Annotated in this window: 14 protein-coding genes and 1 pseudogene; all 15 read left to right on the top strand. The window is 74.1% G+C overall.

Features of this window, described 5'->3' with window-relative positions:
• Positions 1-184: 184 nt before the first annotated feature.
• The 15 genes and pseudogenes from mraZ to ABD665_RS08215 all read left to right on the top strand — a co-directional run bounded on the left by mraZ (position 185) and on the right by ABD665_RS08215 (position 18,067).
• Positions 185-610 carry a division/cell wall cluster transcriptional repressor MraZ gene (gene mraZ / locus ABD665_RS08285; RefSeq protein WP_204911405.1) on the top strand — a complete coding sequence of 142 codons (426 nt, stop codon included), beginning with the start codon at positions 185-187 and terminating at the stop codon, positions 608-610.
• Between the two features lie 234 nt (positions 611-844).
• A pseudogene (gene rsmH, locus ABD665_RS08280) lies at positions 845-1,819 on the top strand (16S rRNA (cytosine(1402)-N(4))-methyltransferase RsmH); the annotation flags it as partial.
• A gap of 218 nt (positions 1,820-2,037) precedes the next feature.
• Positions 2,038-2,616: a cell division protein FtsL gene (gene ftsL, locus ABD665_RS08275; protein WP_204911407.1), complete on the top strand. Its 579-nt coding sequence runs from the start codon at positions 2,038-2,040 to the stop codon at positions 2,614-2,616.
• 11 nt (positions 2,617-2,627) lie between these two features.
• Positions 2,628-4,649 carry a penicillin-binding transpeptidase domain-containing protein gene (locus ABD665_RS08270; protein ID WP_204911408.1) on the top strand — a complete coding sequence of 674 codons (2,022 nt, stop codon included), beginning with the start codon at positions 2,628-2,630 and terminating at the stop codon, positions 4,647-4,649.
• 31 nt (positions 4,650-4,680) lie between these two features.
• Positions 4,681-6,219, top strand: coding sequence for a UDP-N-acetylmuramoyl-L-alanyl-D-glutamate--2,6-diaminopimelate ligase (locus ABD665_RS08265; protein ID WP_486348140.1), 1,539 nt, complete (start codon positions 4,681-4,683; stop codon positions 6,217-6,219).
• A complete protein-coding gene (locus tag ABD665_RS08260) occupies positions 6,216-7,808 on the top strand; it encodes a Mur ligase family protein (RefSeq protein ID WP_204911409.1) in 1,593 nt (530 codons plus the stop codon). The genes ABD665_RS08265 and ABD665_RS08260 overlap by 4 nt, the downstream gene beginning before the upstream one ends.
• Entirely contained in the window at positions 7,805-8,881 is a 1,077-nt protein-coding gene (gene mraY / locus ABD665_RS08255) for a phospho-N-acetylmuramoyl-pentapeptide-transferase (RefSeq protein WP_204911410.1), read from the top strand. The genes ABD665_RS08260 and mraY overlap by 4 nt, the downstream gene beginning before the upstream one ends.
• Before the next feature lie 90 nt (positions 8,882-8,971).
• The gene (gene murD, locus ABD665_RS08250) at positions 8,972-10,477 is read left to right on the top strand and encodes a UDP-N-acetylmuramoyl-L-alanine--D-glutamate ligase (RefSeq protein ID WP_204913967.1); all 1,506 of its coding nucleotides are present in this window, start codon (positions 8,972-8,974) and stop codon (positions 10,475-10,477) included.
• A gap of 56 nt (positions 10,478-10,533) precedes the next feature.
• Positions 10,534-11,829, top strand: coding sequence for a putative lipid II flippase FtsW (ftsW, locus tag ABD665_RS08245; protein ID WP_344741779.1), 1,296 nt, complete (start codon positions 10,534-10,536; stop codon positions 11,827-11,829).
• A gap of 35 nt (positions 11,830-11,864) precedes the next feature.
• Positions 11,865-12,986 carry an undecaprenyldiphospho-muramoylpentapeptide beta-N-acetylglucosaminyltransferase gene (gene murG / locus ABD665_RS08240; protein WP_204913971.1) on the top strand — a complete coding sequence of 374 codons (1,122 nt, stop codon included), beginning with the start codon at positions 11,865-11,867 and terminating at the stop codon, positions 12,984-12,986.
• Position 12,987: 1 nt separating this feature from the next.
• Positions 12,988-14,493: a UDP-N-acetylmuramate--L-alanine ligase gene (gene murC, locus ABD665_RS08235; protein WP_204911411.1), complete on the top strand. Its 1,506-nt coding sequence runs from the start codon at positions 12,988-12,990 to the stop codon at positions 14,491-14,493.
• On the top strand, positions 14,490-15,239 hold the full coding sequence (locus tag ABD665_RS08230) for a cell division protein FtsQ/DivIB (protein WP_204911412.1): 750 nt from the start codon (positions 14,490-14,492) through the stop codon (positions 15,237-15,239). Before murC ends, ABD665_RS08230 begins: the two co-directional genes overlap by 4 nt.
• Before the next feature lie 452 nt (positions 15,240-15,691).
• Entirely contained in the window at positions 15,692-16,900 is a 1,209-nt protein-coding gene (ftsZ, locus tag ABD665_RS08225; protein ID WP_204911413.1) for a cell division protein FtsZ, read from the top strand.
• A 211-nt stretch (positions 16,901-17,111) separates the two neighbouring features.
• Entirely contained in the window at positions 17,112-17,699 is a 588-nt protein-coding gene (locus tag ABD665_RS08220; RefSeq protein ID WP_204911414.1) for a cell division protein SepF, read from the top strand.
• A gap of 71 nt (positions 17,700-17,770) precedes the next feature.
• Positions 17,771-18,067, top strand: coding sequence for a YggT family protein (locus ABD665_RS08215; protein WP_204911415.1), 297 nt, complete (start codon positions 17,771-17,773; stop codon positions 18,065-18,067).
• Positions 18,068-18,188: the final 121 nt, after the last annotated feature.

Genomic DNA, 18,188 nt, shown 5'->3' with positions numbered 1-18,188 from the left:
GCCCGCTCATCGTATGCGGGCGTCGGAAACCTGGTCGGCGCGACAGAAACCTCCCTCCGGACGGACGTCGGCGGTGCTCCGGAGGCCGACGCGCCCTCGCAAGGGGGTCGAGTGGGGCGAAGTGGAGTAAAGTGGCGCGCAGTGGAGTTCAGCACCCGCATCGTGGAGTGGAAGAGGAGGGCCCGTGTTCCTCGGGACCCACACTCCGAAGCTCGACGAGAAGGGCCGGCTGATCCTCCCGGCGAAGTACCGCGACGAGCTGGCGGAGGGCCTGGTGATCACCCGTTTCCAGGAGCGCTGCCTGGCCATCTGGCCCGTCGCGACCTTCGCCGAGCTGGTGCAGGGCGTCCGGGGGGCGTCCTCGAGCCAGCAGGTCCGTGACTACCAACGCATGCTCGCGTCGGGAGCCTCGGACGAGACGCCCGACAAGCAGGGCCGGGTGACGATCCCGCAGCACCTGCGGGCGTACGCGGGCCTGGACCGGGACTGCGTCGTCGTCGGCGCGATCAACCGCGTGGAGATCTGGGACGCCGCGGCGTGGCAGGCCTACGAGGCGAGCAAGGAGTCGGCGTTCGCCGACCTGGACGACGAGGTCTTCCCCGGCGTCTGAGGACTTCCCCCCTCAGCCGGAGAGCACTCGAGCAGGACGAGCAGGCGCAGGACAGCACGCAGGACGTGCCGAGCGGCTTCAACCCGCAGGCCGGCGCCCTGGCACCACTTCCCCGGTGCCAGGTCGCCAGCAGGCCTCGGGTTGGAACCACCCGGCACGTCCCGCGTGGACCAGCGGGCCCAAGCCGTGGGCCGGCCGGACGAGCAGGGCACAGCCGAAGGGTCGAGCGGGTACATGGTCGAGAGCACCGGCGGGGAGGGCTCGGCACGGCCGACCCACGTCCCCGTGATGCTCGACGAGGTCCTGGCCCTCCTGACCCCGGCACTCGTGCCCACCCCCACGAACCCCCACCCGGTCGTCGTCGACGGCACCCTCGGGCTGGCCGGGCACGCGAGCGCGCTGCTCGAGGCGTGCCCCGAGGCCCACCTGGTCGGTCTCGACCGCGATCCCCAGGCGCTGGCGCTGGCGGGCGAGCGGCTGGCCCCGTACGGCGACCGCGTCACCCTCGTCGAGGCCGTCTACGACGAGCTGCCCGACGTCCTGGAACGCCTCGGCCACCCGCGGGTGCAGGGCGTGCTGCTCGACCTGGGGCTCTCTTCCCTGCAGATCGACTCGGCCGAGCGCGGCTTCGCGTACGCCGCCGACGCCCCGCTGGACATGCGGATGGGGCGTACGGGCCCGACCGCGGCCGAGGTCCTCAACACCTACGGGCCTCGGGAGCTCGCCCGGGTGCTGCGGCGCTACGGCGAGGAGCGGTTCGCGGACCGCATCGCGCGCCGGATCGTCGAGGCCCGCGAGGTCGAGCCGTTCGAGCGCTCCGGCCGGCTGGTCGAGCTGCTCCGCTCGGCCATCCCCATGGCCACCCAGCGCACCGGCGGACACCCAGCCAAGCGCACGTTCCAGGCACTGCGGATCGAGGTCAACGGCGAGCTCGCCGCGCTCGAGTCGGTCCTGCCCAGCGCCGTCTCCGCGCTCGCCGTCGGCGGGCGGATCGCCGTGCTCGCCTACCACTCGCTCGAGGACCGCCCGGTCAAGCAGATCCTGGCCGCCGGTTCCACCGACCGCGCGCCCCGCGGCCTCCCCGTCGTCCCGCCCGAGCTCCGCGCCGAGCTCGAGCTGCTCACCCGCGGCGCCCAGCGCCCGACCGAGGCCGAGGTCGCCACCAACCCCCGCGCCGCGTCCGCCCGCCTCCGGGCGGCGGTCCGCGTCTTCGAGCCGCGTCTTGAGGGGGGACGACCCCCCACACCCCCCGGTGGGGATCTCCGTCTTGAGGGGGGACGACCCCCCACACCCCCCGGTGGGGTTCCGCTCGCTGGCGCTCGTGAAACCCCGCGAGGTCATGAGGGGGGACGACTTCCCGCGCCTCCCGCGCCCCCTGCCGCCGCTCCTGAAACCCCCCGAACCCCCCGATCCAAGGAGGTGGGCGCATGAGCGCTCTCGTCGCCGCTCCCGGCAAGAAGACCACCGCCCGTCCGGACCGCACCGCCACCCCGCCGGCCCTCCGGCCGCTGGCGACGCCCGGGGCGCGGATGGCGCGGCTGCCGTTCCTCATCGTGCTGATCGCGGCGTTCGGGCTGGGGATGGCGGGGCTGCTCCTGCTGAACACGACGCTGCAGAACCAGGAGTTCGAGGCGCGCCGCCTCAACAGCCAGGCCAGCCAGCTCACGTATGTGCAGGATGACCTCGAGTCGCAGCTGCAGACCGTCTCCTCGCCGGGTTCGCTGGCGCAGAAGGCGTACGCGCAGGGCATGCGGCCCAACGTCCACCCGGCGTTCCTGGTGCTGCCCGACGGCACCGTCAAGGGCGACGCGGAGACCACCAAGGGGACCGAGATGCGCTACCTCGCACCGGGCACCGGCGAGCAGCTGACCGCCGAGCGTGCCGCGGCGGAGGCCGCCGACAAGGCGGAGGAGGCCGCGAAGGCGGCCGCCGCCGCGACCGCCGCACCCACCCCCGCCCCGAGCACCGCACCCAGCACGCCGCAGCCGACCACCACCAGCCGCTGAGAGGCCTGCCGATGCCGCAACGCCGACCGCACCCCGCCGCCGGGGGCCGCCTCGGTCCCGAGGGGCGCGACCGGTCCGACGCGACGCGTCGCCGGACCCCCGACGGGGGCGAGGCGCACCGCCGCGGCGAGCGGATCCTGCGCGACGGCTCCCGCGAGCGCGCCCGTCCGCGCCCCGAGCCGGCCGTCCGGCGCCCGGCGTCCTCGACCTCGTCGACCTCGGCCCGGACGTCGGCGCCGCGGCCGAAGCCCGTGGTCCGCCGTCCGCCGCCCCGGACCCCGATCACCGCCATCCGCGTCCCGCTCGGGTCGTCCAGCCGCCGGCTCCACGTCGTGCTCGTCATCATGGCGATGGGCCTGTCGCTGTGCGCCGGGCGGCTGCTGCAGCTGCAGGGCTTCGACTCGGCCCGCTACACCGCCGACTCCATCGACGCGCTCACCCGCACCCTGCCGCTGCTGCCGTCGCGCGGCGAGATCACCGACCGCAACGGCACCGTCCTGGCCGCCACGCAGCCGGCCGTCGCCGTCACGGCGGACCCCACGCTGGTCGGCGCCAAGGCCCCGGAGGTCGCGGGCATCCTCGCGCCCTACCTCCAGATGACGCCCGAGCAGCTCGTCCCGCTGCTGACCACGCCGAACACGCACTTCGTCTACCTCAAGAAGCAGGTGCCGGCGCTCACCTACACCCAGCTGGCCGCCGACCTCTCCAAGGCGGGCATCTACGGGATCTTCCGCGAGGCCGACCCGGTCCGCACCTACCCCAACGGGTCGGTCGGCTCCTCGGTGGTCGGCTTCGTCGGCGCCGACGGCAAGGGCCTGGGCGGGCTCGAGCTCTCCATGAACAAGGAGCTGTCGGGCAAGGTCGGCCAGGAGACGTACGAGAGCGCGCCGAACGGCAGCAAGATCCCGCTCGGCGACAGCGAGGTCACCCCGGCGCAGAACGGGCTGAACCTCCGCCTCAGCATCGACAGCGAGCTCCAGTGGATGGTCCAGGAGCGCCTGGCCAAGCAGGTCGTGCGGACGAAGTCGGACTACGGCACGGCGATCGTCATGAACGTCAAGACCGGCGAGGTGCTGGCCATGGCCAACGCGCCGACGTACGACTCCTCGAACCCCAGCGCGTCGCCGACCGAGGCCCGCGGCAACACCGCCGTCTCGGCGCCGTACGAGCCGGGCAGCGTCGAGAAGGTCCTCACCGCGGCCGCGCTGATCGACTCGGGGACGGCCACGCCGGACACCCGGGTCTCGGTGCCGTACCGGCTCAAGTCGGGGCCGCTGTCGATCAAGGACGCCTTCACCCACGAGTCCGACCCGCTGCGGCTGCGCCTGCGCGGCATCATCGCCCAGTCCTCGAACATCGGCACGGCGATGCTGGCCCGCCAGATGGACCGCAAGCAGCTGCACGACTACTACGTGCGCTTCGGGCTCGGCAAGCCGACCGGCGTCCAGCTGCCCGGCGAGTCCGCGGGGATCATCCCGCCGGCGGACATGTCGGACATCCAGCGCGACCAGGCCGCCTTCGGGCAGGCCATCTCGGTCACCGCGGTCCAGGAGGCGGCGGCGATCTCCGGCATCGTCAACGGCGGCGTCTACAACCCGCCGACCGTCATCTCCCAGGCCACCGACTCGGCGGGCAACACCGTCGACCTCGACAAGCGCGAGCCGCGCCGGATCATCTCCGCCAAGTCCTCGGCCCAGGTCCGCGACCTGATGCAGGCCGTCATGGACAGCGAGAACGGCCAGAACAACCTCAAGCTCGACGCCTACACCAGCGGCGGCAAGACCGGCACCGCGCAGCGGGCCGACCCCGAGCTGCACCGCTACAAGGGCTACGTGACCTCGTTCGTCGGCTTCGCGCCGCTGGACGACCCGGAGATCCTGACCTACGTCGTCATGAACAACCCGCGCGGCAAGTTCGACACCGGCACGAGCACGGCCAACCCGGTGTGGCGCGACGTCATGAAGTACGTGCTCCCGCGCTACTCGGTGGTGCCGGACGCGCGCGAGACCAAGCCGAAGCGCACGACCTGGTGAGGCGGTGAAGCCGGTCGGTAGCGTCGTCGACGTGGCGGACGACCAGGGTGCAGCGCGGACGGGGCTCCGGCCCCGGACGACGCCCCCGGTCCCGCTCGACGCGCTCGTGCCCGGCGCCGGGTCCTCCGTCGCGGTCTCCGGCGTCACCCTCGACACCCGGTTCGTGGAGCCGGGCGACCTCTTCGTCGGCCTCCCCGGCCGCCACCACCACGGGGCGGCGTTCGCGGGGCGGGCCGCCGCGGCCGGGGCCGTGGCGCTGCTGACGGACCCCGCGGGTGCGGCCCTGGCCGACGACGTGCTCCCGGTCGCCGTGGTCGAGGACCCGCGCCGGGCCATGGCGTCCGTCGCGGCCACCGTCTACGGGCGGCCGGCCACGGCGCTCACCACGTACGGGATCACCGGCACGCAGGGCAAGACGACGACGGCCTACCTCCTCGACGCCGCGCTCCGGGCCTCGGGCACCTCGACGGGGCTGATCGGCACGGTCGGGTTCGCCCTCGACGGGCGCGACCTCGGCGGTTCCCGGACCACGGTGACCACGCCCGAGTCGCCCGAGCTGCAGGGCCTGCTGGGCCATCTGGTCGAGCACGGCGCCCGCGCCCTCGTCATGGAGGTGTCCTCGCACGCCCTCGCGCTCGGCCGGGTCGACGCCATCGTCTTCGACGTCGCGGCGTTCACGGGCTTCGGGACCGACCACCTCGACTTCCACGGCGACCTCGAGTCCTACTTCGAGGCCAAGGCCTCCCTCTTCACCCCCGAACGGACCCGGCACGCGGTGCTGAACGTCGACGACGCCCGCGGCGAGGTCCTCGTCGGCCGGGCCCGGACGGCGGGCCTGCCCGTGACGACCACCGGCGCCGGCCCGTACGCGGACGTCCACCGGATCGCGCTCGGCCCGACCGAACGCGGCCGTACGCGGCTGGTCGCGGGGGTGCACGGCGAGCGGGTCGAGCTGTGGCTGCCGCTGCCGGGGGAGCACAACGTGCGTAACGCGCTGACCGCGCTCGCCATGGTGGCGGCGACCGGCGGCGACCTCGCGGCGGCGGCCCGCGGCCTCGAGCAGGCGTCCGTGCCGGGCCGCATGCAGCGCGTGGACCTCGGGGAGGGCGCCCCGGCGGTGTTCGTGGACTTCGCCCACACCCCGGAGGCCGTCACCGCCGCGGTCGGCGCCCTGACCGACACCGCCCGCGTGGTGGTCGTGCTCGGCGCCGGCGGGGACCGGGACCCGGGCAAGCGCGGGCCGATGGGCGTCGCGGCCGCGGTGGCCGCCGACGTGGTCGTCGTCACCGACGACAACCCGCGCAGCGAGGACCCCGCTGCCATCCGGGCCCAGGTGCTCGCCGGCGCGCGCAGCGTCCGCCGCTCGGACGTGCAGGTCGTCGACGGCGGCGACCGCCGGTCGGCGATCGCCGCGGCGCTCGCGCTGGCCGGGCCCGACGACGCCGTCGTCGTGCTCGGCAAGGGCCACGAGACCGGCCAGGAGGTCGCCGGCGTGGTCACGCCGTTCGTCGACGCCGACGTGGTCCGGGACGCCTGGGTCGCGCTGCAGGCGGGTAGGGGGGCCCGGTGATCCCGCTCCGCGTCTCCCAGGTCGCCACCGTCCTCGGCGCCGACCTCCGTCCCGGCCCGGGCGCCGCTCCGTTCGACCTCGGCGTCACGGTCACGCACGTCACCGCCGACTCCCGCACGGTCGGACCGGGCTCGCTCTTCGTCGCGCTGCCGGGGGAGCGGGTGGACGGGCACACCTTCGTCGCCCGCGCCTTCGCCCAGGGCGCGGCCGCCGTGCTCGTCGCCCACCCCGTCGACGGGGTCGACGGCCCGCAGCTCGTGGTCCCCGACCCGCTCGAGGCGCTCGGCCGGCTCGCGCGCCACGTCGTCGACCGAGCCCGCGCTGCCGGGCTCCGCGTCGTCGGGATCACCGGCTCGCAGGGCAAGACCTCGACCAAGGACCTGCTCGGCGCGGTCCTCGCCGCCGCCGGGCCCACCGTCGCGCCGGCCGGCAACCTGAACAACGAGCTGGGCGTCCCGCTCACCGTGCTGCGCGTCGAAGCGGGTTCCACGAGTGCCAGCGAGGGGAACCCCGCGGGGGGTGTGGGGGGTCGTCCCCCCTCAGGAGTGCGTTCCACGAGCGCCAGCGAGGGGAACCCCGCGGGGGGTGTGGGGGGTCGTCCCCCCTCGGGACAGAGCACGGCCTTCCTCGTCGTGGAGATGGGCGCCCGGGGGATCGGGCACATCGCGTACCTCTGCGGCATCGCGCCGCCGGACGTGGCCGTGGTGCTCAACGTCGGGCACGCGCACGTCGGGGAGTTCGGCGGCCGGGAGGCCATCGCGCAGGCCAAGGGCGAGCTGGTCGAGGCGCTCACGGACGAGGGCGTCGCCGTCCTCAACGCGGACGACGAACGTGTCTGGGCGATGCGGTCGCGCACGCGCGCTGAGGTGCTGCCGTACGCGGTGGGCGCCGCCCCCGGAGCGGGCGACGCCGTCTGGGCTGACGCGCTCACGGCCGACGACCGGGGGCGCTACGCGTTCACGCTGCACCGGCGGTCCGGCGGGACCGAGGAGGAGGCGTCCGTCGCGCTGCGCGGCACCGGGCGCCACCAGGTGGCGAACGCGACGGCCGCCGCGGCCGCGGCCTTCGCGGTCGGGCTCTCCCTCGACGTCGTCGCGCCCGCGCTGAGCGCCGCCGAGCCGGCGTCGCGCTGGCGGATGGAGGTGCACGACCGCGCCGACGGCGTCCGCGTCGTCAACGACAGCTACAACGCCAACCCCGACTCCATGGCCGCGGCCGTCGACACCCTGGTCGAGCTGGCGCGGGGTCGCGGACGTTCCTGGGCGGTGCTCGGGGACATGCTCGAGCTCGGCGCCGAGGCGCCCGCGCTGCACGCCGCGCTGGCCGCGCAGACGGCCGCCGCCGGCGTGGACGAGGTGGTCGCGCTGGGGGAGTTCGCCCCGCTGCTCGTGGCCGGCCAGACCGGGCGCGCCCGCATCGCGGCCGACGGGTCGCAGGCGGCGGCCTGGGTGCGCGCCGACGTGCGACCCGGCGACGTGGTCCTGGTCAAGGCGTCGCGTGGCCTAGCCTTGGACGTCGTGGCCGACGACATCCTGCGTGCACCCGACCCGGAGCACGACACCGCTGTCGAGGCCGGTGGCCGCGCGTGAAGGTCGTCTTCCTCGCCGGCTTCCTCGCCCTGCTGGGCACCCTCCTCGGCACCCGGCTGGCCATCACCTTCCTGGTCAAGAAGGGCTACGGCCAGCTGATCCGCGACGACGGGCCGACGTCGCACCACGTCAAGCGCGGCACGCCCACCATGGGCGGGCTGGTGATCATCGCGTCGGTGCTGCTGGCCTACACGATCAGCCACCTGATCACCTGGACGCTCCCGTCGGCGTCCGGGCTGCTCGTGCTCTTCCTCTTCACCGGTCTCGGGGTCGTCGGCTTCCTCGACGACTTCATCAAGATCAGCAAGCAGCGGTCGCTCGGCCTGCGGAGCAAGGCCAAGATCGCCGGGCAGTCGATCGTGGCGATCATCTTCGCCCTGCTCGCGCTGCAGTTCCCCGACGAGCGGGGGATCCGGCCGGCGTCGCAGGCCATCTCGTTCCTGCGCGACATCGACTGGCTGCCCGTGCTGCCGGTCGTGCTCGTCGTGCTCTGGGTGATGCTGCTGATCGCCGCGGCCAGCAACGGCGTGAACCTCACCGACGGGCTCGACGGCCTCGCCGCCGGCGCCTGCGTGATGATCTTCGGCGCCTACACGCTGGTCAACATCTGGCAGTACAACCAGTCCTGCGCCTACGTCTCGTCGGCCGGCCCCAAGTGCTACGAGGTGCGCGACCCGTACGACCTCGCCGTCGTCGCCGTCGCCCTGGCCGGCGCGTGCTTCGGCTTCCTCTGGTGGAACGCGGAGCCCGCGAAGATCTTCATGGGCGACACCGGCTCGCTCTCGCTCGGCGGCGCGCTGGCCGGCATGGCGATCTTCACCCGCACCGAGCTGCTGCTGATCATCCTCGGCGGGCTGCTGGTCATCGAGGTGATGTCCGTGGTCCTCCAGGTCGGCTACTTCAAGCTCACGCACGGCAAGCGCATCTTCAAGATGTCGCCGATCCACCACCACTTCGAGCTCCTGAACTGGGCCCAGGTGACGATCGTGATGCGCTTCTGGATCATCTGCGGGCTCTTCGTCGCCGGCGGGCTCGGCATCTTCTACGCGGAATGGGTCGCCGGCAACGCGTAACCTCTGTCTCCGCTTCGCCCCGACGCGGTCCGGTGCGCCGGACCGGTGCGGGTCAAGGGAAGGACCTTCGCAGTCGTGACCATCTCCTGGATGTCGCTCGCCGACGGCGCCTCGCCGTGGCCGGACGCCCACGTCGTGATCGCCGGGGTCGGCGTGTCCGGCTTCGCCGCCGCCGACGGGCTGCTGCAGCTGGGCGCCCGGGTCACCGTGCTCGACGACGCGGCCACGGAGGCGAACGCCGACAAGGGCGCGCTGCTCGAGGTGCTCGGGGCGACGGTCCGGCTGGGGCCGGGCTCGACCGCGACGCTGCCCGAGGGCGCGGACCTCGTCGTCACCACCGGCTTCCCGCCGAGCGCGCCGATCCTCGTGCAGGCGCTGGCGGGCTCCGTGCCGGTCTGGAGCGAGGTCGAGCTCGCGTGGCGGCTGAGCCGTCCGGCCAAGGTGATCCCGTGGCTCGGCATCACCGGCACCAACGGCAAGACCACGACCACCCAGATGCTCGAGGCGATGCTGGGCGCGGCGGGGCTGAAGACCGCGGCGGTCGGCAACATCGGCCGCCCGGTGATGGAGATCGTGCTCGACCCCGAGCCGTACGACGTCATCGCCGTCGAGCTGTCCAGCCACCAGCTGCACTGGTCCAGCTCGCTGGCCCTGCACTCGGCGGTCGTGCTCAACCTGCAGCCGGACCACCTGTCGTGGCACGGCGGCTTCGAGGCGTACGGGGCGGCGAAGGCCAAGATTTACGAGGGCGTCTCGCACGCCTGCGTCTACAACGTCGCCGACCGCGCCACGGAGGCGATGGTCGAGGAGGCGGACGTGGTCGAGGGGGCCCGGGCGATCGGGTTCACGCTCGGCACGCCGGCGCCCTCGATGCTGGGCGTCGTCGACGACCTGCTGGTCGACCGGGCGTTCATCGAGCAGCGCCGCGACTCCGCGCTGGAGATCGCGTCGCTCGCGGACGTCGCCCTCGCGGCGGGCGGGAGCGCCGACGACGTGCCCCCGCCGCACGTCGTCGCGAACGCCCTCGCCGCCGCCGCGCTGGCCCGCTCGTACGGGGTGCCCGCCAACGCCGTGCGCGACGGGCTCCGCGCCGTCCGCGTCGGCGCGCACAAGATCGCCACGGTCGCCGAGCGCCGCGGCGTCCGCTGGGTCGACGACTCCAAGGCCACCAACCCGCACGCCGCCGACGCCGCGCTGCGCACCTTCGGCGACCCGGAGGACCCCTCGGGCAGCCGGGTCGTGTGGATCGCCGGCGGTCAGGCCAAGGGCACCCGCTTCGACGACCTGGTGCGGGCGCACGGGCCCCGGCTGCGGGCCGCGGTGCTGCTCGGGGTGGACGCGCCGGTGGTCGCCGAAGCGCTCGCTCGACACGCACCGGATGTGCCGGTCGAGGTCGTGACCAGCGCCGAGGATGGTCGCAAGACGCCGGCGGCCAGCGCCGACGTCATGGCACGGGTCGTCGCGGCGGCCTCGTCCCTGGCCCGGCCGGGAGACGTGGTCCTGCTCGCGCCGGGCTGCGCCAGCCTGGACATGTTCGTCGACTACGCCGCCCGCGGCGACGCCTTCACCGAGGCGGTGCGCGCGCTCGAGTCCTGACCGCCACCGCGATCGGGCCGGGCGGGCGACGTGGGACGAGAAGGAGGAAGCCACCCGTGGCGACCCTGACCCCCACCCGTCGGCCCAAGGCCGACCTCAAGACCGACATCGCCCCCACCCCGGGCCGGGCGGTCGCGCTGTGGCTGCGGGCCGTGCTCGACCGGCCGCTCACCAGCTACCACCTCGTGCTCGGCTCGGTGGCGCTGCTGCTCGTGGTCGGGCTGATGATGGTGCTGTCGGCCTCGAGCGTGAACGCCTACCTGACGACCGGCGACTCGTACTACTACGTCAAGCGCCAGCTGATGTTCCTCGCGATCGGCGCCACCGGCGCGATCGTCATCCTCAAGCTCCCCGTCGCCACGCTGCGTTGGGTGAGCTGGGTCGGCATGGGCCTGGCGATCCTGCTGCTGGTGCTGACCTACACGCCGCTCGGCATGACCATCAACGGCAACCGGAACTGGCTCTCCACCGGCATCGGCGGCTTCGGCATCCAGCCGGCCGAGTTCGCCAAGCTGGCCCTGGTGCTGTGGGGCGCGGACGTGCTGGCCCGCAAGCAGAAGCTCCTGGACCGGCCCTTCCACCTGCTGGTCCCGTTCCTGCCGGTCTCGGGGCTCGTCATCGCGCTCGTCGTCTTCCAGGGCGACGCCGGCACGGCCGTCGTGCTCGCCGGGATCGTGGCCGGGGTGCTGTGGATCGTCGGCGCCCCGATGCGGGTCCTCGCCGGGCTCGGGGCCCTGGGCTTCCTCGGCGTGGTCGGGCTCTTCGTCACCTCGCCGGTCCGCATGCGCCGCCTCGCGGCCTTCCTCGACCCGTCCGTGAACGTCAACGGCATCAACGACCAGGCCCAGGCCGGCATGTTCGCCATCGCGTCCGGCGGCTGGTGGGGCATGGGCCTGGGCGCCAGCCGGCAGAAGTGGGGGAGCTTGCCGGAGGCCCACACCGACTTCATCTTCGCCGTCCTCGGCGAGGAGTTCGGGCTGTTCGGCTCGCTCGTCGTCCTCGCCCTGGTCGGCCTGCTCGGCTACGCCGGCTTCCGCATCGCCGCGCGCTCCGACGACCCGTTCTCCCGCTACGCCGCGGGCGGCGTGACCACCTGGTTCGTCGTGCAGGCGCTGTTCAACCTCGCCGTCGTCCTCCGGCTCCTGCCGATCGCCGGCGTCCCGCTGCCGCTGGTCTCGTACGGCGGCTCGGCCCTGATCGGCAACCTGCTCGCCGTCGGCGTGCTGCTGAGCTGCGCACGGCGCGAGCCGGACGCGCGGAACCTGCTCGCGGCCCGGCGTTCCGGCGACCGGCCGCGGATGACGGTGACCACCGGTGCGACGGGCACCCGCCGCACCCGGAGCCGCGCGTGACCGCACCCGACGCGGCGGCCTGGTCGGGGCGGCCCGTGTCGGTCGTGCTGGCCGGCGGCGGCACCGCCGGGCACACCTCGCCGCTCGTGGCGACGGCCCAGGAGCTGCTGCGGATCGCCCCCGGCACGCGGGTGACCGCGGTGGGGACCGCCCGCGGGCTGGAGACCACGGTCGTCCCGGCCGCCGGCCTGACGCTCGAGCTCGTGCCCCCGGTCCCGCTGCCGCGGCGTCCCGGGCCCGACCTGCTCCGGGTGCCCGGCCGTCTGGCCGCCTCCGTCGGGGCGGCCGCGGACGTCCTGCGCCGGACGGGGGCCGACGTCGCGGTCGGCTTCGGCGGCTACGTCTCGACCCCGGTCTACCTCGCGGCACGCCGTCTCGGCGTGCCCGTCGTCGTCCACGAGCAGAACGCCCTGCCCGGCCTCGCCAACCGGCTCGCGGCCCGCCTGACCCACGACGTCTTCACCTCCTTCCCCGGCACCCCGCTGGCGCACGCGACCCTGATCGGCCTGCCGCTGCGGCGCGAGATCGCGGACCTGGACCGGCCCGCCGCCCGGGCCTCCGCCCGGGCCGCCTTCGACCTCGGTCCCGACCGCCCGACGCTGCTGGTCAGCGGTGGTTCGCAGGGGGCGGCCAGCATCAACGGCGCAGCGCGCGGTGCCGCCGACGACCTGCTCCGGGCGGGCATCAGCGTCCTGCACGTGCTCGGCCCCAAGAACGTCGCGGCGAGCGACGTCCGGCGGACCGACGAGGCGACCGGGGCGACGTACGTGCCCGTCGCCTACGTGGAGCGGATGGAGCAGGCGTACGCGGCCGCCGACCTGATGCTCGGACGCTGCGGGGCCGGCACCGTGCTCGAGACGGCGACGGTCGGGCTGCCCTCGGTCTTCGTGCCCTACCCGCACGGCAACGGCGAGCAGGCGCGCAACGCGGCCCCCGTGGTCGACGCCGGCGGTGGCCTGCTGCTCGACGACGCAGCCTGCACGGCCGGCTGGGTCGCCGCCGAGGTGCCCGCCCTGCTCGGCGACCCCGCCCGGCTCGCCGCCATGACGACCGCGCTGGGCGGCATCGCGAGACGCGACGCCGCCACGGTCCTGGCCCGACGCACACTGGCCGTCGCGGCGGGGTCGGCCTCCCGCACGGGCCGGAAGGAGCGCTGACGTGGGTCTGCTGGAGCCGGTGGAGCTGGTGCGTCCCGGGGACCTGGGCGCCGTCCACCTGATCGCGGTCGGCGGTTCCGGGATGAACGGGGTCGCCTCGATGTTCCTCGACCTCGGCCTGCGGGTCAGCGGCAGCGACCGCTCCGACTCCGCCTACCTGCGCGGGCTCGCCGCCCGCGGCGCCGACGTGCACGTGGGGCACCGGGCCGAGCAGCTGGGCGACGCGCAGACCGTCGTCGTCTCCTCGGCCATCCGCGAGGACAACCCCGAGCTCGCCGAGGCCCGGCGCCGCGGGCTCCGGGTGCTGCACCGCAGCGCCGCCCTCGGCTCGCTGATGCTCGGGCGTCGCGGGGTCGCGATCGCCGGCACGCACGGCAAGACCACGACGACCGCGATGGTCGTGGGCGCGCTGGTGGGGGCCGGGCTCGACCCGTCCTACGTCATCGGCGGCGCGTTCACGGGCACCAAGAGCGGTGGCCACCTCGGCTCCGGCGACGTCATGGTCGTGGAGGCCGACGAGAGCGACGGCTCGTTCCTGCAGTACCCGGCGCAGGTCGCCGTCGTGACCAACGTCGACCCCGACCACCTCAGCAACTGGGGGACCGCGCAGGCGTACGCCGACGGGTTCGAGCGGTTCGCCACCAACCCGGACGTGGCCGTCCTCGTGGTCAGCGCGGACGACCCCGGTGCCGTCGAGCTGACCGCGGCCGTGCGCCGGCGGGCGCTGGACGGCGACGGGCGCGTGCCGGAGATCGTGACGTTCGGCCAGGCGGTCGACGCGGACGTGCGGATCACCGGGGCGACGTTCGCGGGGACCGGTTCGAGCTTCCGGCTGACCCGCGGCGGCACCGGCGGCCCGCTGACGCTCGACGTCCCCGGCGCGTACAACGTCGCCAACGCGGCGGCCGCGTACGCCGTCCTCACCTGGCTCGGCGTGGACGACCAGACCGCGCGCGAGCAGCTGTCGGCCTACGCGGGCACCAACCGGCGGTTCCAGCTCGTGGGGACCGTCGACGGCGTGCGGGTGTTCGACGACTACGCCCACCACCCGACCGAGGTGGCCCACACGCTGCGCGCGGCGCGCACGGCCGTGCAGGGTCAGCCAGGCGGCGGGCGGGTGGTCGCGGTGCTGCAGCCGCACCTCTACAGCCGGACCCGTGACCACTGGCGCGAGTTCGCGGACGCCGCCGCGCTGGCCGACGAGGCCGTCGTGATGGACGTCTGCGGCGACCGCGAGGACCCCATCCCCGGCGTGACCGGTGCCCTGGTCGCCGACGCGGTGCCCGCCGGCACGGCGCACGTGACCTACGAGCCGGACTGGGACTCCGCCGCCCCCGTCGTCGCCGGGCTCGCCCGCCGCGGGGACGTCGTGGTGACCCTCGGCTGCGGGGACGTCACCAAGGTGGCGCCCCTGATCGTGGACGCGCTCGCGCGCCGTTCCGACCTCTCGGTGCACACCGAGGGTTCGCCGGCGCCCCAGGCGGACGCGCCCGAGGGGGAGGGGTGACGACCACGGCCACCCCGCCGAGGCTCCGGGCGCCGCAGCCGCGTCCGTCGCTGGCCGAGCAGCGCGAGCGTCACCGCCGCAGCCGGCGCCGGACCGTTCGCGTCGTCCTCGCGCTCGTCCTGGCCGCGCTCGTCGGCACGGCGGCGTGGCTCGTCTACTTCTCGAGCGTCCTCGACACCCGTTCCGTGGCCGTCTCCGGCACGCGCGAGCTCACGGCCGAGCAGGTCACCACGGCCGCGGCCGTGCCGCTCGGCGTCCCGCTGGCCCGCCAGCAGCTCGACGCGGTCGCCCGCCGCGCGACGTCGCTGCCGCAGGTGTCCGCGGCGACGGTCACCCGTGAGTGGCCGAACACCGTCCGTGTCACCGTCACCGAGCGCCAGCCGCTGCTCGCGGTGGCCCAGCCCGGCGGGTTCCTGGTCGTGGACAAGGCCGGCGTCGTGTTCGCGGCCAAGACCGTCAAGCCGTCCGGCGTGGTCGAGGTCGCCGCCGACCCGGCCAACCGCCCGCTGCTCGTCGAGCTCGGCTCGGTCGTCCTCAGCCTCCCCGAGGACGTCCGCGGCCAGGTCACGAGCATCACCGCCGCGACGCCCGACTCCATCCAGCTCAAGACCACCTCGGGCATCACGATCATCTGGGGCGACTCCTCGCAGTCGGCCCTCAAGGCCCAGGTCGCCGTGGCCCTCCTCGACGCCGGCCCCAAGACCACGATCGACGTCTCCGCACCGCACACCCCCGCCGTGCGCTGAGCAACCCCTTCTGCTGGCCGCTCGCGCGGTCGGCGCTCAGACCGGTGCCTTCCTCCCTCCCGGGCACGACGGAGAAGCGCTGTCGTGCCCGCTCGGTCGTCCAGGCACCGGCGCGCCGCCCTGCCGACGCTCGCGGCCCGGGCCGGGCCCGCTGCTCGGCGCTGTCGGCGCTCTCTGAGGGCCTGACGCCTCGCACTCTCACCTCACCCTCAAGTGGATCTCCAGAGATCCGGGGGTTACGGCGATCCGAACGCGTGTCGGGTGGTGGCCACGTGGACTTGCCCGAGGGGGCTCTATAGATTCGCGGTTGTTCGCGTCTCCCCTCGTCGACCTACCTTCCCCGGGTCGGCCCCCGGGTCTCGACCGCTGGTCGAGAGCCTGGTGGACCGGGTCGGAGGAACGCCGAACGAGCCGGTCGAGCGCGCAAGCGAGAACGAGAAGGAAGAACCCCCGTGGTGTCTGCGTCACAGAACTATCTGGCCATCATCAAGGTCGTCGGTGTCGGCGGCGGCGGTGTCAACGCCGTCAACCGGATGATCGAGGCCGGTCTGCGCGGCGTCGAGTTCATCGCCGTGAACACCGACGCGCAGGCGCTGCTGATGAGCGACGCCGACGTCAAGCTCGACATCGGTCGTGAGCTGACCCGCGGGCTCGGCGCCGGTGCGGACCCGGACAAGGGCCGCCAGGCCGCCGAGGACCACGCGCAGGACATCGAGGACGCGCTCAAGGGTGCGGACATGGTCTTCGTCACCGCCGGCGAGGGCGGCGGCACGGGCACCGGCGGCGCGCCCGTCGTGGCCCGGATCGCCCGCGCGCTCGGCGCCCTGACGATCGGTGTGGTCACGCGGCCGTTCTCGTTCGAGGGCAAGCGGCGCGCCGGCCAGGCCGAGGCCGGCATCGGGAGCCTCCGCGAGGAGGTCGACACGCTGATCGTCATCCCGAACGACAAGCTGCTCCAGATGGTCGACCACCAGATCGCCATCCTGGACGCCTTCAAGCAGGCCGACCAGGTCCTGATGCAGGGTGTCTCGGGCATCACCGACCTGATCACCACCCCCGGCCTGATCAACCTCGACTTCGCCGACGTCAAGGCCGTCATGTCGAACGCCGGCTCCGCGCTCATGGGCATCGGCTCGGCGCGCGGCGAGGACCGGGCCCGTGCGGCGGCCGAGATGGCCGTCAGCTCGCCGCTCCTCGAGGCCAGCATCGAGGGTGCGCACGGCGTGCTGCTTTCGATCGCCGGCGGCTCGGATCTCGGCCTGTTCGAGGTCTCGTCCGCGGCCGACCTCATCCAGGCGGCGGCCCACGAGGACGCCAACATCATCTTCGGCACCGTGATCGACGACGCCCTCGGCGACGAGGTCCGCGTGACCGTCATCGCCGCCGGCTTCGAGGGCGGGCAGCCGCCGCGCCGCCAGCCCGGGATCAGCCGTTCGGCGGACCTGCGCAACGGCGGCGGCAACCGCCCGGCCCAGGCCCCGGCGGCTCCGGCCCCGGCGTCGAACCCGGGCCCGTCGTACGAGTCCGTCCGGCCGGTCCCCGCGGCCACGCCGAGCGGGGCGAGCGCCGGCACCGCGTCGCCGCAGCCCCGGCCCGCCCAGCTGCGCCCGCCGAGCCCGCCGGCCGACGACGACCTCGACGTCCCCGACTTCCTGAAGTAGGTCTCGGGCTGACCCAGGCCTCGGCGGCGGGGCGGGTCGTGCGTGCGCACGGCCCGACCCGCACCCGGGGTCGAGGCGGGTCAGCGTGTCGCCGGTCGTCGTGACCGGCGGGTGGCTGACCGGCCGGTAGTGTCGAGGTCGCCGACCGACTCCCCGAGCGGGGGACGGCCGGAGCAGATCGACACAGCGCCGAGATGACCGAGGGACGACGATGGCGGAACGACTGAAGCGGGCCGCGGCCTGGCTTGGCCTGGTGACCGACGACCGCTACAACGAGTACGAGGTCGACGACGTCGAGCGCACCGAGGGTCTCAGCCGCGAAGAGCTGATCGGCGCCCAGGAGCGCGAGCGCGTGGCCGCCGGCGGCAGCGGTGCCGGTGTCGGTGGCAGCGTCACGACGCTGCAGAGCAAGCGCCCGACCTCGGTCGCGGCCGTGCCCCACGCCGGCTCGCACGCCCTGGCCGCACCCGTCGCCGCGGCGGCCCCCGAGCCGGCTCCTGCGCCGCGCGCCCGGACCGCGGACCTGTCCCGCATCACGACGGTGCACCCGCGGACCTATAACGAGGCCCGCACGATCGGCGAGCACTTCCGCGACGGCGTGCCCGTGATCATGAACCTCTCCCAGATGGAGGACGTCGACGCCAAGCGGCTCGTCGACTTCGCCGCCGGGCTGATCTTCGGCCTGCACGGGACGATCGAGCGCGTGACCAGCAAGGTGTTCCTGCTGTCGCCGCAGAACGTCACGGTCGCGACCGAGGACAAGGAACGCATCGCCAGCGGGTTCTTCAACCAGAGCTGAGCGGACGGCCGGGCTTCGCCCGGTCGCCTACCATGGAGTCTCGCGAACCAGGGAAGAGGTGACGAGGCGACGTGACGCTCGTGGGCGGCATCATCGGTTGGGTCCTGTGGCTCTTCATGCTCGTGCTCTTCGCCCGGATGATCCTGTCCTGGGTCCCGGTCCTGGTGCGTGAGTGGCAGCCGCGCGGACCCATGCTGGTCCTCGCCGAGGTCGTCTACTCGATCACCGACCCGCCCCTCCGCGCGCTGCGCAAGGTGCTGAAGCCCGTCCGGGTCGGCGCCATGAGCCTCGACCTCGCCTTCATCGCGCTCTTCCTGCTCGTCAGCATCCTGATGCAGGTCAACCGCGCCGTCTTCTACAGCTACTAGGCCCGTACGCGGCCCCCTCGGCCCGTCCGCAGCGGCACGAGCGTCCTGGCTCACCCTCGGCCGTCAGGTCGGCTACGGTGGTCGGCGGGCTCTCGGGGCCCGGTTCTGCTGTCTGACGAAG

Origin of the sequence: Microlunatus spumicola, assembly GCF_039536445.1 — a bacterium.
GTDB classification, from domain to species: domain Bacteria; phylum Actinomycetota; class Actinomycetes; order Propionibacteriales; family Propionibacteriaceae; genus Microlunatus; species Microlunatus spumicola.
Note: the sequence above shows the minus strand (reverse complement) of the source record. Positions and strands in the feature narration are given on the sequence as shown.

What these genes read in the sequence shown, in the direction of transcription:
- ftsL (WP_204911407.1), top strand. Translation starts at nt 2,038, where the DNA reads ATGAGCGCTCTCGTCGCCGCTCCCGGCAAGAAGACCACCGCCCGTCCG.
- ABD665_RS08270 (WP_204911408.1), top strand. Translation starts at nt 2,628, where the DNA reads ATGCCGCAACGCCGACCGCACCCCGCCGCCGGGGGCCGCCTCGGTCCC.
- murD (WP_204913967.1), top strand. Translation starts at nt 8,972, where the DNA reads ATGTCGCTCGCCGACGGCGCCTCGCCGTGGCCGGACGCCCACGTCGTG.
- ABD665_RS08220 (WP_204911414.1), top strand. Translation starts at nt 17,112, where the DNA reads ATGGCGGAACGACTGAAGCGGGCCGCGGCCTGGCTTGGCCTGGTGACC.